Annotated in this window: 14 protein-coding genes and 1 tRNA gene; 7 read left to right on the top strand and 8 right to left on the bottom strand. The window is 70.6% G+C overall.

Annotation, left to right across the window (positions count from 1 at the left end; all coding sequences use genetic code 11):
• Nucleotides 1–453: 453 nt before the first annotated feature.
• Both VB059_RS14485 and VB059_RS14480 read left to right on the top strand, forming a co-directional pair.
• Complete coding sequence (locus VB059_RS14485) at nt 454–1,836, top strand: SH3 domain-containing protein (protein ID WP_323422681.1); 1,383 nt, start codon at nt 454–456, stop codon at nt 1,834–1,836.
• A gap of 74 nt (nt 1,837–1,910) precedes the next feature.
• Nucleotides 1,911–1,983: transfer RNA gene (locus VB059_RS14480), tRNA-Glu, on the top strand.
• Nucleotides 1,984–2,512: 529 nt separating this feature from the next.
• Here the strand turns inward: VB059_RS14480 and VB059_RS14475 are convergent.
• Entirely contained in the window at nt 2,513–3,172 is a 660-nt protein-coding gene (locus VB059_RS14475) for a hypothetical protein (RefSeq protein WP_323422680.1), read from the bottom strand.
• A gap of 237 nt (nt 3,173–3,409) precedes the next feature.
• Here VB059_RS14475 and VB059_RS14470 point away from each other — a divergent pair, with 237 nt between their 5' ends.
• Nucleotides 3,410–3,853 carry an ASCH domain-containing protein gene (locus VB059_RS14470; protein ID WP_323422679.1) on the top strand — a complete coding sequence of 148 codons (444 nt, stop codon included), beginning with the start codon at nt 3,410–3,412 and terminating at the stop codon, nt 3,851–3,853.
• Nucleotides 3,854–4,232: 379 nt separating this feature from the next.
• Here VB059_RS14470 and VB059_RS14465 read toward each other — a convergent pair whose 3' ends face one another.
• From VB059_RS14465 to VB059_RS14450, 4 genes are all read right to left on the bottom strand, one after another.
• Nucleotides 4,233–5,324 (bottom strand): serine protease, encoded by a 1,092-nt coding sequence (locus VB059_RS14465; RefSeq protein ID WP_323422678.1) that lies wholly within the window; start codon nt 5,322–5,324, stop codon nt 4,233–4,235.
• Between the two features lie 220 nt (nt 5,325–5,544).
• On the bottom strand, nt 5,545–6,447 hold the full coding sequence (locus tag VB059_RS14460) for a LysR family transcriptional regulator (protein ID WP_323422677.1): 903 nt from the start codon (nt 6,445–6,447) through the stop codon (nt 5,545–5,547).
• A gap of 210 nt (nt 6,448–6,657) precedes the next feature.
• Complete coding sequence (locus VB059_RS14455) at nt 6,658–7,839, bottom strand: TDT family transporter (protein ID WP_323422676.1); 1,182 nt, start codon at nt 7,837–7,839, stop codon at nt 6,658–6,660.
• Nucleotides 7,840–7,965: 126 nt separating this feature from the next.
• A complete protein-coding gene (locus VB059_RS14450) occupies nt 7,966–8,718 on the bottom strand; it encodes a phosphatase PAP2 family protein (RefSeq protein WP_323422675.1) in 753 nt (250 codons plus the stop codon).
• Between the two features lie 309 nt (nt 8,719–9,027).
• Here VB059_RS14450 and VB059_RS14445 point away from each other — a divergent pair, with 309 nt between their 5' ends.
• The 3 genes from VB059_RS14445 to VB059_RS14435 all read left to right on the top strand — a co-directional run bounded on the left by VB059_RS14445 (nt 9,028) and on the right by VB059_RS14435 (nt 12,301).
• Nucleotides 9,028–10,344, top strand: a complete 1,317-nt coding sequence (locus tag VB059_RS14445; RefSeq protein ID WP_323422674.1) for an LCP family protein — start codon at nt 9,028–9,030, stop codon at nt 10,342–10,344.
• A gap of 39 nt (nt 10,345–10,383) precedes the next feature.
• Nucleotides 10,384–11,700, top strand: a complete 1,317-nt coding sequence (locus VB059_RS14440) for an alpha/beta hydrolase (RefSeq protein WP_323422673.1) — start codon at nt 10,384–10,386, stop codon at nt 11,698–11,700.
• 256 nt (nt 11,701–11,956) lie between these two features.
• Nucleotides 11,957–12,301, top strand: a complete 345-nt coding sequence (locus tag VB059_RS14435) for a YciI family protein (protein WP_323422672.1) — start codon at nt 11,957–11,959, stop codon at nt 12,299–12,301.
• Nucleotides 12,302–12,329: 28 nt separating this feature from the next.
• Here the strand turns inward: VB059_RS14435 and VB059_RS14430 are convergent, their stop codons facing one another.
• Nucleotides 12,330–13,010 carry a hypothetical protein gene (locus VB059_RS14430; RefSeq protein WP_323422671.1) on the bottom strand — a complete coding sequence of 227 codons (681 nt, stop codon included), beginning with the start codon at nt 13,008–13,010 and terminating at the stop codon, nt 12,330–12,332.
• Between the two features lie 166 nt (nt 13,011–13,176).
• On the opposite strand from VB059_RS14430, the gene VB059_RS14425 reads away from it, so the two are divergent.
• Nucleotides 13,177–13,848 carry a GntR family transcriptional regulator gene (locus VB059_RS14425; RefSeq protein WP_323422670.1) on the top strand — a complete coding sequence of 224 codons (672 nt, stop codon included), beginning with the start codon at nt 13,177–13,179 and terminating at the stop codon, nt 13,846–13,848.
• On the opposite strand, the gene VB059_RS14420 is transcribed toward VB059_RS14425, so the two are convergent.
• Together VB059_RS14420 and VB059_RS14415 are read right to left on the bottom strand one after the other, a co-directional pair.
• Nucleotides 13,823–14,257: an Rv3654c family TadE-like protein gene (locus VB059_RS14420; RefSeq protein ID WP_323422669.1), complete on the bottom strand. Its 435-nt coding sequence runs from the start codon at nt 14,255–14,257 to the stop codon at nt 13,823–13,825. The genes VB059_RS14425 and VB059_RS14420 overlap by 26 nt on opposite strands.
• Nucleotides 14,254–14,610, bottom strand: a complete 357-nt coding sequence (locus tag VB059_RS14415; RefSeq protein WP_323422668.1) for a TadE family type IV pilus minor pilin — start codon at nt 14,608–14,610, stop codon at nt 14,254–14,256. Before VB059_RS14415 ends, VB059_RS14420 begins: the two co-directional genes overlap by 4 nt.
• Between the last annotated feature and the right edge of the window lie 99 nt (nt 14,611–14,709).

Here is a 14,709-nt window from a genome sequence, read left to right as displayed (position 1 = left end):
ACACAAGAAACACAACGCCGCCCTGATCTGCCTGGCCCGCCGACGCTGCGACGTCCTGTTCGCCATGCTCAGAGACGGCACCCTCTACCAGCCATCCATCCCTGCCGCCGCTTGACGAACCTCATAGGGACACCCCCCCGGGATCAACACCTCCCCCGGGATCGACACCGACACCTCTCCTGACCACCGGCCACCCCTCGAGGGCCGACGCCGAGGCCCCGACGCCGCTGTCATTTCGCCTTGTCAAATGAAGGTCAAGTCGAGCTTGAGAGTTCCCGGCGCGACCGGGGACCAATACTGTCAGCCCCGGAGGTCGTCGTTCGCGAGTGGGACATCCTGTCGGGGAAGGGCAGGCGGTCCGAGGAAGCACTCGCGCGCACGACCCCTTCGGGCACCGGCCCCGGCGCCCGCATGTCACGGCGGCTCGGGAAGGTCGCCGGGAGGGGAAGACTCATGGGCTTCTTTGTTCGCGCCCTCGGGCGGACCGTCGCGACAGTGACGGTGGCCGGACTCGTCACAACGTCGAGCATGGTCTTCGGTGCACTCTCGCAGTCGGCACAGGGTGACCGGTTGACCGCCACCACCGGGGTGAATCTGAGGTCGGGGCCCGGGCTCTCCTACTCGATCGTCGGTGGCCTGAGCACCGGTCAGCGGATCACCGCACTGGGCGACTCGGTCGACGGCTGGACGCCGGTGGACCTCAACGGCCGGAAGGTCTACGTCGCCAGCCGCTACGTCAGTGGCGACACCGGCGCCGCCGCCCCTGCAGTCTCCGGGTCGGCCGGCACTGCGGTGACCACCGTCAACCTGAACGTCCGCACCGGCCCGTCCACGGCGTACACGGTCGTCACCACCCTCGGCAAGGGCACCACCGTCACTCTCACCGGCACGACCTCCGGCGCGTGGACCCAGATCGCCCGCGACGGGCACTCCTACTGGGTGTCGACCGTCTACCTCACCTCCGGCGGCTCCTCGGGCGCGGGATCAGCAGCCGGGTCGGGCACGGCGTACACCACGACGGCGCTCAACATCCGGACCGGGCCCTCGACCTCGTACGCCATCATCACGACACTGGCCAAGGGCACCAAGGTGACCACCACCGGCGTGGAGCAGAACGGCTGGACCCAGGTGCTCTACGCCGGCGTCACCCGCTGGGCCTCGAGCAGCTATCTGACCGCCACAGGCGCGTCGGCCGGCCAACCGGCGCCGTCCCCGATCAGCGGGGCCGGCACGATGTACGCCACAACCTCGGTCAACGTCCGCACCGGTCCCTCCACCTCGTACGCCGTGGTGACCACCCTGGTGCAGGGCCAGCAGGTGAGCACCACCGGCAGGACCTCCAACGGCTGGACCGAGGTGGTCTGGCAGGGCGCCGCGCGTTGGATGTCGAGCCAGTACCTGAGCAGCAGCAACCCCGGCACGTCGAGCGCGATCGATCCGGCGAGCGTGTCGTCGTCGATCATCTCGTCCGCGCTGCCCGGTTCGGTCGGGCTGTCCGGGCTCGTGCCGTCGGCCAAGAAGGTCGTCAATGTGGTGGAGACCCAGTGGCCGGTGGTCGGCCCGTACTACGGGGTCCGGGTGGAGCCCGGATCGGACCACAACGACGGTCATGCGGTCGACTGCATGATCCCGAACTGGTCGGGGGCCAACAAGGTCGTCGGCGACCAGATCGCCGCCTACCTGCAGGCCCACGCAAGCGAACTGGGCATCAGCTACATCATCTGGCGACAGCACATCTGGTCGGTCGCGCGCTCGTCGGAGGGCTGGCGCTACATGGCCGATCGCGGCTCGACCACCGCCAACCACTACGACCACGTGCACGTCAGCGTGAACTGAAGCAGCCCGGTTGGGATATGCTGTTCGTCGGCTCTCCGCCCGTACGGGCCGGGCGCCGCGGCGATCATCGCCGGGTCCCCTTCGTCTAGTGGCCTAGGACACCGCCCTTTCAAGGCGGCAGCGCGGGTTCGAATCCCGTAGGGGATACTCATCATCCAGCCCCTTTCCGACAAGGGGAAGGACCTCTGCGGAGGTGGCCCTGTCAGGGGCCTGGTCAGGGTCGGATGTGCACAAAATGTGCACACTCGTGTCGACGGACGATCCGGGCCGGTCCGTCAGGGCGGCCTGACGGGCGGCACTCATCGCGTCGGCGACCGTACCGAGTTGGTCGGAGAACAGATGCCCGTAGGTGTCCAGGGTCAGCTTCGCGGACTTTTGTGGCCGAGCATCTGGAGCCGCCGGAGCGGCAGAAGACCAGACCATTGGGCCCCCTGCCTGCCACCTGACGGGAGAGGGGCTCGATCAGGAAGTCAGGGAGCGCGACCTGCCGGGGCTGGTGGTTCTTGGTGTCCCCGTGGACGAGGCCACCCCGGGCCCGGGTGACCGAGTCACGCACCTCGATGCGGCGGCGCAGGAAGTCGATCCTGCGCACGGTCAGTGCCGCCATCTCCCCCACCGCAGTCCGGTGTAGGCGAGAAGTAGACGAGGAGTTCGTACTCGGCCCCGCAGCGCCGGGTCATCTCAGCCACCCGAGCGTGTGCGAGGTAGCGGCGTTCCGCTCGTGGAGCCCGTTCTGGGTGAGCCCGCAGATCTTGGCCACCGCGCCGACCGAGTAGGTCCCATCGGTGTCCATGAACTCGTCGTCGGACTCGGCCTTGGGCTCCAGCTCCTTGACGTAGGCTTCGGCGGCTTCCCTGGCGTCGACCTCCCGGGCGTAGGCGCGCAGGGCCTCGGAGTAGGTCATCGGGACCATCGCTGCCATCTCGGAGGGAATCCGGTTCAGCACCGACTCGGCCCGGACGGTCTTCTCGAGGAAGTACCGCTGGGCAGCCTGGATCTCCGGCTTCTTCTCATCGGCGTTCATCGCCACCAGGTAGGCCGCCCGTCGGGTGAGCAGGTAGTCCGCCTGGGTGCGGTTGCCTCCTGTACCCGACTCGACTGGATTGACCGATTGGGCAAAGTGGCTTGCCAGGTCCATGTTCGCGCCCTCGGCGGCGACCATGGCCTTCTTGATGGGGACCTGGAACTTCTGCCAGGTGCTGTACCCGTAGTGGGGCATGAGCTCCCGGGCCGACCAGTACTCGTGGCCGTCGTCGTCGCGGTGCCGGATCTGGTCGAAGGGGCTCACAATACGGATGCCGTGGAATCGGGGCTTGGGGTTCACGATCGGGCTCACGGGAGGTCCTTGGCCCGGATGATCGCTTCCTGACATTTCTCCGGATCCAGCGGGTCCACCATGCGAATGAGTCGAAGAATCCGCCGAGGATGCGAAAGGCACCCACCTTGCTCGGCGACGCAGTGAGGGACCGGGGACTACCTTCTGGTTCGGCCCACCCATCACGACCGGTTCGTGGTTCTATGGGCATGGCACCGCGATCTCAGCAATCGGGCCACCGGCGGTGGGGAGTCCAGCATGAAGACCTTGACCATCCGCCAACCGTGGGCCGCCTTGATCATGGCCGGGATCAAGCACCACGAGACCCGCACCTGGACAACTACCTACCGGGGCCAGCTCGTCATCCACGCCGGAATGACCTGGGCCACCGACTCTCCCTGCCGCCGCCAGCCCCCGTGGAGCTTCGTGCCCGACGGGCGACTCCGTAACGCCCTCGATCACCCCGGCCCCGCCGGTCCCGTCTTCGCCGACCAGCGTGGGGCCATCCTGGGCGAGGTCACTCTCACCGACGTGATCGAGACCACCGACTACGCCCCGACCGACCTCGAACGGCTTCTGGGTGACTACGGACCCGGCCTGTACGCCTGGGTCCTCAAAGACCCGGTTGCTTACCCCCAGACCATCCCGGTCAAAGACCGCCTGGGACTGTGGGAGTGGGAACCCGCCGATCCATCCAGATGATGACGCAAGTGCCGCGGTTGTCGGCTTGGACACCGGCTCGACGCCCTGACGATCGACGTGTCGCAGGGGGGCATGGCCCTCGGATCTCGTCGCGTCCGGGAGCAACTTCGGGACCATCGTCTACATGACGGCATTCTCGATGGTGTGGGACGCAGTGGCACTGCAGGCCGGGATGACGTTCCAGACCAAGACCGGAAAGCAGTTCTCGTACTCGTGGACTCCGAGTGGGGTGAGTATGAACACCACGAACAGGTTCCTGCCCAGGTCAGACCCGAGTTGGTTCAGGCAGCCCGGATTCTTGGGTGTACTTGTCGCATCCCATCTCAAGGTTATCCGCGCATCCACCAGCGGACCGGTTCTCGTCTCGTCGCCCCCTTGTTCAGCATGGCGTCGGGTCGGTTGGCCGCTGGGCGCGGTCTATCAGCCAGACCCCTTGTGTCAGAATCAACCGGTAATGCATGGAACTGACACTGCAGGTCTGCCCATGGAAGCCATCCTTGGCACTCTGCTGGGTCGTGAGCACGACCTCAGCGGACGCGGAGTTTCCCTGACGGGTAACGGAGCTGACGGTGATCGAGCGCCAATACGACGTAGTAAGTCCCGCACTCCAGGTATCCAGGTCATGCATGTTGGTCTTCATGGAGTTGGTGAACAGCTGCCACGCGCTGGAGTAGTTCCCCTCGTTGATGCTCTGGCCGTGGACGGCAAGCGTGGCCGCCACTGCCCGGGCGTTCCCGTCGGTGGAGTTGACGGTCACATCGACGGTCGGGACGGTCTTCCCCTGCTTCTGTTCGGCCCTAGGGCCGCCATGGCACGCTGGAAACCCGGAGGAAGGTGCATCCTTCCATCGGGCCAGGTCCGCTGCGAGCTGTGGTGACGGGATGATGTAGTTCATCCCCTGCACGGGTTCGACGGCCTCCCCTTGCTGGACCCACTGTCGTCCACCGCTGACCAGACCGATGACATGCCCTTGACGGTCGATGACCGGGCCGCCGCTGTTGCCAGCATTGGTCGCGGCATCGGTGACGAATGCATCGTCAACACTGAAGCGGGAGTAGTGGACCGGCTGATGGACGGCGCTCACGACGCCTTGGGCGATCACGATGTGCGGCATGTCAAGCGGGAACCCCAGCACGGCGAGCTCGGTGCCCTGGACCGGATCGCCGGGAACAAGGGACAGGGCGGGAACACCGAGCGGCTGAGCGGTACGCAGCAATGCGGAGTCAGAAGAGTGGTCGTAGCCCACCAGCTCCGCCTTCACGATCCGCCCGTCATCGAACTGCACACTCGCCGTCGAGGCCGTGTCGACCACGTGCGCGGCAGTCATCACCAAGTCCGGTCCGACGGCGAAACCGGACCCCATCGCCGTGCTCTCATCGCACGAGGCGGTGCGCACCGTCAGGACCGAGGAACGGGTCTGAGTCAGCACGCGATCCCAGGTCAAGACAGGCTCAGCAGTCGCGGTGATCACGGGGGACGGAGTAGGTACTGGCGTTCCCGCTTGACCCGCCAGACGGATCGGAACTGAGCATCCGGACAGAAAGATTCCCACGCTCAGTGCCAACACGACACCGCCGTATGCGCTGACACGACTCCACATCATCGCCCCCTCCCCCAGCTCCGCTGACGTTACCAAGATCTCCACACGAGTAGGGATCGATGCAGCCAGCACACCGGAGACGACATCGGGGTCAGGTGGTCAGCTCCTGACTGTGTTCGGCGACGGCCACGAGTTGCGCCGCGATTCCCCGCGGCGGCTGTCCGGTCCGCCACACCGCGAGCAGCGGGCGCACCAGGTCCAGGCCGGCGATGGGCACGACCACCAGGTCTCCCGACCGGACCAGGTCGGCCACCACGAGATCGCTGAGGACGCCCGGGGCGACCCCGGCCTGGATGCTGGCGCGTACGCCGGCGTTGCTGTTCAGGACCGCGGCGGCCGGGGCCAGCGGCAGCCGTCCGAGGGCGTGCTCGAGGACCGAACGGGTGCCCGACCCGACCTCCCGGGCGACCAATGGTGTGGCGGCCAGCTCCTCCGGCTCGACGGCCGGGCATCGCGCCCACGGATGACCGGGAGCGACGACGAGCACCAGCCGGTCCCGGGTGACGACGCGGTGGCCCAGCCCGGAGACCGGGCTCGGGTCCTCGACGAACCCGAGCTCCACCGCCCCCTCCAGGACGAGCCGGCTGACCTCGGCCGAGTTCTCCACCCGCAGCCGCACCCGGTCGTCAGGATGATGCCGCCGCAGTTCGGCCAGCCAGCGCGGGAACAGATGCTCGGCGATGGTCATCGAGGCGGCCACGTCCAGCTGGCCCAGTCCGGCCGATTCCAGCGAGCGCAACGCCAGCGCCAGCCCCTCGGCCTGCTGGAGCAGCGGCCGGGCCCAGGCCACCACCGCCTGCCCGACCTCGGTCGGCTCGCTGCCCCGTGGCGTACGGCGGAACAGCACCACCCGGACCTCGCGCTCGAAGCGGCGGACGGCCCGGCTGGCGTTGGGCTCGGCCATCCCGACGGCGCGGGCACCGGCCCCGACGCTGCCGTGCTCGGCGATGGCGACGAGCAGCTCGAGCACCTCGAGACTCGGGAACTTGGTCACCCCGCGATGATAGGGACATCCACCGGGCCGATGCCGGCCGGACCGACACCCGTCCGAGCATCGCCCACCCGGCCGGCGACGGCCAGTCGGCCGGGGACGGCCAGTCGGCCGGCGGCGGGGCAACGCAGGGCGGTCATCCCCCGTGGCTTCTCCGAGGTCACCGCAAGCAGGCGGAGTCGGCCGGCGGCGTGGCGACGCGGGGCGTACGGGTCAGCGGGCCAGACCACGCGTGGCGATCCCCCGGGCCGACGCCACCAGGCACAGGGCGACCGTGCCGCAGAGCACCCCGGTGGCGAGTACGCCGAGGGTGGTCACGGCCGGGAGCCCGCTGCCGTGGCCCAGCTGCCAGGCGCCGAGCGCCAGCGTACCGATCGGGAAGGTGAGGGCCCACCAACCGGGGCTGAACGGCATCCGGCGCCGGAAGCCCCGTACGGTCACCACGGTCGCCCAGATGACCAGCGGGACACCGATCGCGAGCATGACGAAGCCGTAGAGGTTCGCCGCCTGCTGCACGGCGTCAGCAGCCGGGACGGCGAGCATCGGCCGGGCCCGCAGCGCGATCGACTGGGCCGCAGCGGTCGACTGGCCGACCATCCCGAGCGGGATCCAGGCGGAGGCGGACGCCGCGACCGGGATCGGCGCCACCCGCCAGTGGTGGTGGTACGCGACCGCGAAGACGATGGTGCCGACGAACAGCGACAGGAAGAAGCACGCGACCGCCGCGAGCAGCAGCCAGACCCGCATCGGACCGGCCAGGTGCGGCACCAGGGCGGCACCGGTCGTGGCGGACACCATCGGCCCGACCACGGCCAGCCCCCACACGGTCGTCGGCGCCCCGCAGTCACGGGCCACCAACCGGGCCCCGAACCCCAACGCCGCCACCACCCCGATGAGGGTCCCGATCACCCAGAGCACGCCGTCCACCGTCCAGGCGATCCCGGACAGTCCCGGCCACCGGGCCGGCACGACGGTGGCCGTGCAGGATCCGACCGACAGCACCCCCATCGCGACGGTGCCCCACAGCGGGACCGTGGCGAGGTCGCGCACGGTGTCGGTGAAGGCGGCGCGGTCGCGGACGATCCGTCGCAGGAAGCCGCCCGTCAGCACCACGAGCAGGCTCCAGCACAGGACGAGGGGCACCAGCGCCGCGTCCTGGGCCCAGGGGACCCGCTCGGCACAGGTCTGCAGCAGGGTCCCGAGGATGCCGGTGCCCATCACCGCGGGATACCAGGCGGGACCGAGCGGGGGGAGCCGGGCTGCGCGGACCGCTCCGGCCGGGCTCGCCGCGACAGGCGCCGCCGCAGCCGGTACCGCTGCCGGTGATGCCGACGTGGGCGATGCCGACGAGGCGGGTGCCACCGGAGGGGCCGTACGGGTCGGGAGGGATGTCATGGTCTTCATGCTCGACCGCGTCGTCGAGGCCGGGTAGTCCCGGATCCGGCACGCACCCCTATCCTGCTGATAGGAGCAAGTGAGCATGGCCGCCGGTTGAGCTCGCGTGTCCCGGCGCGAGCAGGATCAGCGGGTGAGTTCGGGGGTTCCCGGTGGGGCCAGGAACGGGATGCGCGGCATGATCATGTCGACCCCGACGACGCGGACGGCGGGCGCCACCGACAGGGACCAGACGATCGAGGCGAGGACGTCGGTCGGGTAGTGCATCGCGTCGATCATGATCGACAGCGCCACCACGATCACCAGCAGGGTGCCGACGACCGTCCACAGGCCGGACCACCGGCTGCCCCGCAGCAGGTAGGCGACACCGATCACGAAGGCGACGATGAAGACCGTGTGTCCGCTGGGGAAGGAAGGGTCCGTCTGCACCGGGGTGAACGGGTGCGACAGCAGAGCGACGTCGGGGCGCGGCCGGTGCACGATCGCCTTGACGACGGCCGACGGGAGCCAGGTGACGGCCACCAGCCCACCGAACGCCACGGCGGTCCGCAGGCTCTTGCCGACCAGCCAGATCAGCGCACAGATCACCACCGTGACGATGATCGCCGGGACCGGGCTGAAGATGTGGTAGACCGCCGAGGTCACCGCGCCGAAGGCGCCGGTGTGCAGCCCGTTCAACGCCTTGGAGAGCGGCAGGTCGACGGGGTGTCGCTTCAGCAGGAAGCCCACCACGGTGATCGCCACGATCGCCACGATCGCGACCAGGATCAGGGTCAGGGGGTAGGCCGAGCGGCGGAAGATGCCGTCCTCCTCCTGCTGATGGGCGCGCGGCTGGAGGGCACGTCGAGGTGTGGGGATCCGGTCTTCCGGGACAGACATTGCAGGTTCGCGCTTTCTCTCACTCGACGGACACAGGGTCCTGTGCACCGGCACCCCGGCGGACGATCGCCCGCCGGTCCCGGCCACGAAGGGGCCGTGGCACCACGAGCCGGGCGGGGTCGGTCCTCCCGCCGCGCCGCAGTGTCACCATCATCCAATCAGACCGGGCAAGCACGTCGGCGGGGGTGAACGCTTCCTGAACGAGGCCTTAGGAAGCACTGAGGCCGACGGGGGTCCGTGACGATCCGCCGCATAGCCTGGGCGGATCCAGCTCACGGAGCCCCTGTCGCCGAGCCGTCCAGGAGGAGCATGACCAGGTCCGTACCGGGACCCCGCCGCGCCGCGGCCCGCCACGCCGTTCCCGAAGTGGGTCGTCGTCATCGCCTCGGCCGCCGGATCGGGCTCTGGGTCGGAGTGCTGGTGGTGGCGGTGGTGGTCGCCGCCGTGGCCGTGGTCTTCTCCGTGTACCAGGGGATCCACCGCTCCTCGGCGCTCGACGGGACCGGCGTGGACACCACCGCCTCGGGCACGCTGGACGGGCCGGTCGACATGCTCATCATGGGGCTCGACAGTCGGCTGGACGAGAACGGCAAGCCCCTGCCCGCGGACATCTACAACGCACTGCACGCCGGTGAGGCGTCCACCGGCGGGCTCAACTCGAACGTCCTGATGTACGTCCACATCCCCGCCGACGGGTCCGCGGCCAGCGTCTTCTCGATCCCCCGCGACGACTACGTCGACATCCCCGGCTGCCCGGACGGCACCTGCCGGGCCAAGATCAAGGAGGCGTACGGTCTGGCCTTCGACCAGACCCAACGCACCCTGGCCCGCCAGGGCAGGACCGGCGATGACGCCTACCAGCAGGCCCGCGACGCCGGCCGCTCCGCGGAGATCGCGACCGTCGACCAGTTCCTCGGGGTGAAGATCAACCACTTCACCGAGGTGACGATGGTGGCGTTCTTCCAGATCGCCCAGGTCATCCAGCCGATCACCGTCTGCGTCAAGCAGGACACCCAGGACTCGTACTCCGGGGCGAACTTCCACGCCGGGGTGCAGCAGATCGACGCCGGCCAGGCGGTCGCCTTCGTCCGGCAGCGGCGCGACAACGTGCACCCGCAGCTGCAGTTCACCGACCTCGACCGGTCCCGGCGCCAGCAGGCCTTCATGGTCTCGCTGTTCAACCAGCTCAAGCAGGCCAACACCTTCCTCAACCCGTCGAAGCTGTCGGCCATCATCGGCGTGGCGAAGCAGAACCTGGTGATCGACTCCGGGCTCAATCCGCTCTCCCTGGCCCCGTTCGCGGCGAACCTGTCCGGCTCGAAGCTGCACTTCTACACCCTGCCGGTCGAGCGGTTCGGCACCGATCCGGCCGGCCAGTCGGTCAACATCGTCGATCCCGCCGCGGTCCGCCGGACCGTCCAGCAGTTGCTCGACCCCGCCCCGCCGGCCACCGCCGCGCCGACGCCCCCGACGCCCGCGGCCTCCACCGGCTCGAAGCCGAAGCACCCGACGTCGGCACCGACCGCCACCGCAACGCCGGTCGACGCCACCGGCGGCGGCACCGCCGGCCCCGCCCCCACATCGCTCACCGACCTGTCGGGCGCCGGGGTGGCCTGCGTGAAGTGACCCGCGCGGCTGTCGGCGCCCCGGCATAGGCTCGAGGCCGTGCGTACGACGACCGAGACCCTGCCCGGACTGACCCTGACGAACCTCACCCTCGACGTGCCGCTCGATCACGCGCACCCCGACGGGCGGACGATCGAGGTCTTCGCCCGGATCGCGACGGGTGAGGGCGGCGAGCAGAAGCCGTACCTGGTCTTCCTGCAGGGCGGGCCCGGCAATGAGTCACCGCGCCCGACGCTGGTGCCGTCGGCGGCACCGGGCTGGCTCCCACGGGCCCTGCAGGACTACCGGGTGGTGCTGCTGGACCAGCGCGGCACCGGACGCTCCACCCCGATCTCCTCCACCCCGATCTCTCCCGCCCCGGGCGCATCCCCCACGGGGCGGCACGCCGAGGCCACCGTGACCGCGCCGCTCGCCGGCCTGGGCACCGACGACCAGGCGGAGTACCTCACGCACCTGCGTGCGGACGAGATCGTCAACGACTGCGAGGCGATCCGGGAGGCCCTGGGCGTGGCGAAGTGGACGCTGCTGGGCCAGTCCTTCGGCGGCTTCACCAGCCTGCGCTACCTCTCCGCGCACCCCGAGTCGCTCGCCGGGGCGATCCTCACCGGCGGCCTCAGCGCGGTCGGGCACCCGATCGAGGACATCTACGCGACCACCTGGGCGATCATGGTCCGCAAGTCCGAGGAGCACTACCGTCGCTTCCCGGGCGACCGCGACCTGGTCCGGCGCATCAGTGCACTCTGCGAGCAGGGGCGGATCAGCCTGCCGAACGGCGACCTCGTCTCGGCCGAGCGGTTCCGTACGGTCGGCATCCGACTCGGCATGCAGGGCGGCTCGGAACAGTTGCACTACCTGCTCGAGCTGGATCCCTCCTCGGCGGCGTTCTCCCACGACCTCGCCGGCGCCCTGCCCTTCGGGGGACGCAATCCCCTCTACGCCGTGCTGCACGAGTCCAGCTACGCCGACGGTGTGGCCACCCGGTGGGCAGCGGACCGGACGATGCCCGACCGGGTCCGGGAGGACGTCACCCTACTGGGCGGGGAGCACATCCACCGCACCCTCTTCGGTGAGGACTCCGAGCTGCGGCCGTTCGCCGCGGTGGCGGACCTGCTGGCCGAGCACGAGTGGAACCGGATGTACCTGCCCGACGGCCTGGCCCGGGCGGATGTCCCGGTCGCCGCGGCGGTGTACCAGAACGACGCGTACGTCCCGCTGGACTACTCCCTGGAGACGGCCGCGCTGCTGCCGGACTGCCGCGCCTGGGTGACCAGCGAGTACGAGCACAACGGCCTGCGGATGGACCCGGGGGTGCTGGACCACCTGATCGGCCTGGTGCAGGGCCGGCGCTGGCAGTAGCCGCCCGGCCGGGTGTCCCGAGCGGGGCCGGCGTGATCCGAAGTCGACGGGTGATCCGAAGTCGCCAGGTGTCAGGAGTCGACGAGGTATCCCGGAGTCGTCGGGCCGTCCGAAGTCGTCGGGCCGTCCGAAGCAAGATTGTCCGGAGCCGACAAGGCGGCCGGAGCCGACGGGATGTCCGGAGGCCCTGGCGCGCCGGCGACAGCTCGACCAGACTGGCTGGGGCAGCACCGAGTGTCCACCGAGAGGAACCGCCATGCCGCAGTACCTGCTGTCCGTCCACCATGCCGACGCCGAGGCCTCGGACGCCCCGCCCGAACAGGTCCTCGCCGATGTCGCGGCCTTCAACGACAGTCTGCTGGCGGAGGACCGGATGGCCTTCGCCGGTGGCCTGCTGCCAGCCTCGCAGGCCCGGGTCGTCGACGCGACCGGGGCCAGGGTGACCATGCACCGGGGCACCTACCTGCCGGGGACCGAGCAGTTGGGCGGCTTCTGGGTGGTCCGGGCCGATGACCTTGTCCAGGCCCTGGAGATCGCCGAGCGCGCCTCGGCCGCCTGCCGCTTGGCGGTCGAGGTCCGCCCCTTCCAGGAAGAGGGCTGAGCGACCCAGGAAGAGGGGCTGAGCGACCTCAGGCTTCCAGCGTCACCAGCTCCACCGGGTCGATCCCGGCCTCGCGCAGGGTGGTGGCGTACGGCTCGGTGGCGTACGGCTCGGTGGCGTACGCGAACCCGTCGCCTCCGGCGTCGCGGAGCCGACGCACCCCGAGGTGGGCGCCGCCGAGGTCGAGGGTGAGCCGCCCCTGGGCGCGGGACAGCGGCCCGCCGCCGTCGGCGGCCGGGATGCGCCCCGGGTCACGCGGGTCGAGCTCGCCGAGCGCGAGCACCGCGTCGGCGCACTCCCCGGCCCGGACCGGCTCCGCGAACGACACGCCGGACTCCGTGGCCGCGTACGGCAGCACCCACTGCCCGCTGCCCCGGGCCGCGTCGGTCAGGTCGACGACGAGCACGTCGGTGACCACCCCCTCGGCCGCATCGGGACGGTCGCGGTAGCCGGCCGCCGCGCCGGGTTCCCAGTCGGCCCCGGTGACGGGGTCGGTCTCCAGCAGCGGCATCACCGCCGTCCGGACCAGGCCGATCCACCGCGGGCCCAGACCCTCGACGAGAGCCGGGGCCGGCACGACGCTCCAGTCGGAGGCGACCTGCAGCACGATGCCGAAGTCCTCCCGGGCGAGCACGAGCGCCTGGCCGGTCCGCTCGAGTGCCCGGCGGATCACGAGCTCCTGGCAGAAGGTCTCGAACCACGAATCCATGCCCCCTATCCTGCCCTGTCCGGCCGGAGTAGCCTGACCAGCCACCGGCCCGGACCGGACCGCCTCGCATCAGGAGCGCGCCATCAGCCAGCACACCGCACCCCACTCCCCCGGCCCGGATGCTGTTGCCCCGGGCACTGCCGGCGGCCGGATGACCGACAGCCGGATGGTCACTGACCCGGGCGCTGCCGACAGCAGGACGGCCCGCGACCGGATCGCCGATGCCCTGGTCACTGACAGCCGGATCGTCGATCCGGGGGCGTCGACCCCGCCGTACGAACAGTTGCGCCGCCGGATCGCCGCCCGGATCGACAGCGGCGAGCTGGAGGTCGGCGCCCGTCTGCCGACCGTCCGTCTTCTCGCGCAGGAGACCGGGCTGGCCGTCAACACGGTCGCCCGCAGCTACAAGGAGCTCGAGGCGGCCGGGTATCTGCGGGCCGAGGGACGACGGGGCACCTTCGTGGCGGCGACCGCGGACCGGCGGGCGGGATCCGACCCGGTGGGGCTGTGCTCGGCGGCGGAGCTGACACTGTGGCGGCCCGCCACCCACCGTGACACGGCGCTGCTGGCCACGCTCGTCGACCCGGCGCTGGCGCTGGTCGGTCACGACGGACGCCTGGTCGAGGGCCCGGCAGCGACCGCCCTGATGGCCGCCGAGGCCGCCGACGGTCCCCGGATCGAGGCATTGAGGGCGGATCTGCTGGGGCCGAGCACGGTACTGGTCAGCTGTGTGCGGCAGGGTGGATCGGGCGCGCGCTGGTCGTCGGTCTGGGTGGCCGGGGTGACCGGCTGGCGGTGCCGCTGGCGCCAGGTCACGGAGCTCGCCCCACCGCGGTAGCCACCTCGGCCTCACTGGGGCCGGCGTGCGCCACCGCGTGGACCGTTCGCGGCAGACCCGGCGCCCGGGTCGCGACCGGCCAGGAGATGTCGACGCTCACCACGTAGCGCCGCAGGTCACCGACAGCGCGGCACCCGGTCATCACCGCCGGGGACTCGGCGTCGGTCTGCCGCCGGGCCACCGGGCAGGGCTCCGTTCCTGAGGCGTACGCGACCGCCCCTGCCAGCGCCGCCCGATCGGCGACCCCCCGGACCCGGTGCAGGGCCACGGCGTAGCCGCCCCCGATGGCACCGGCCCAGGTCAGCACGAGCAGGATCGCCACCGCCGCGCACAACAGCAGCGTCCCCGACCCCCGCTGGTCCCGGCCGGGGCGGGCGGTCCGACGGCGCAGCCTGCGGCGGGCGGTCATCGGACGCTCCCCGGCTCGGGCAGGACCCGGGCCTCGGCGACGAGGACGACATCCCTCGCACGGCCGGGCGGGCCGCTGGGCAGTTCGCCGCGGACGCGGACCCCGCCCGTCTCCTCCGTGATGGTGAGACGGGTGCCTGCGGGTGCGTCGGTGCGGGCGGCAGCCACCGCGACGCGATCCCCGCGGGCGGACTGGCGGGCGACCTCGGCGACGGTGTCCTCCAGCAGCAGCTGGCGGGTGAAGAGATGCAGTCCCCAGCCGAACAGCAGGGTGACGAGGATGACGGCGATGGTGCCGACCGCGAGCTCGGCGGTCACCATGCCACGGGTATCGCGGTGCTCAGGACGTTCCATGCCGGTACCTCCCGGGTGAGTGCGGGCCGGCGGGCACCAGGTGGTGGCTCCCCGAATTCCACCACCAGGTGCGCCGCCCGGGCCGGGGGGTCAGATGCC

Origin of the sequence: Raineyella sp., assembly GCF_034933565.1 — a bacterium.
Classification (GTDB): Bacteria; Actinomycetota; Actinomycetes; order Propionibacteriales; family Propionibacteriaceae; genus Raineyella.
Note: the sequence above shows the minus strand (reverse complement) of the source record. Positions and strands in the feature narration are given on the sequence as shown.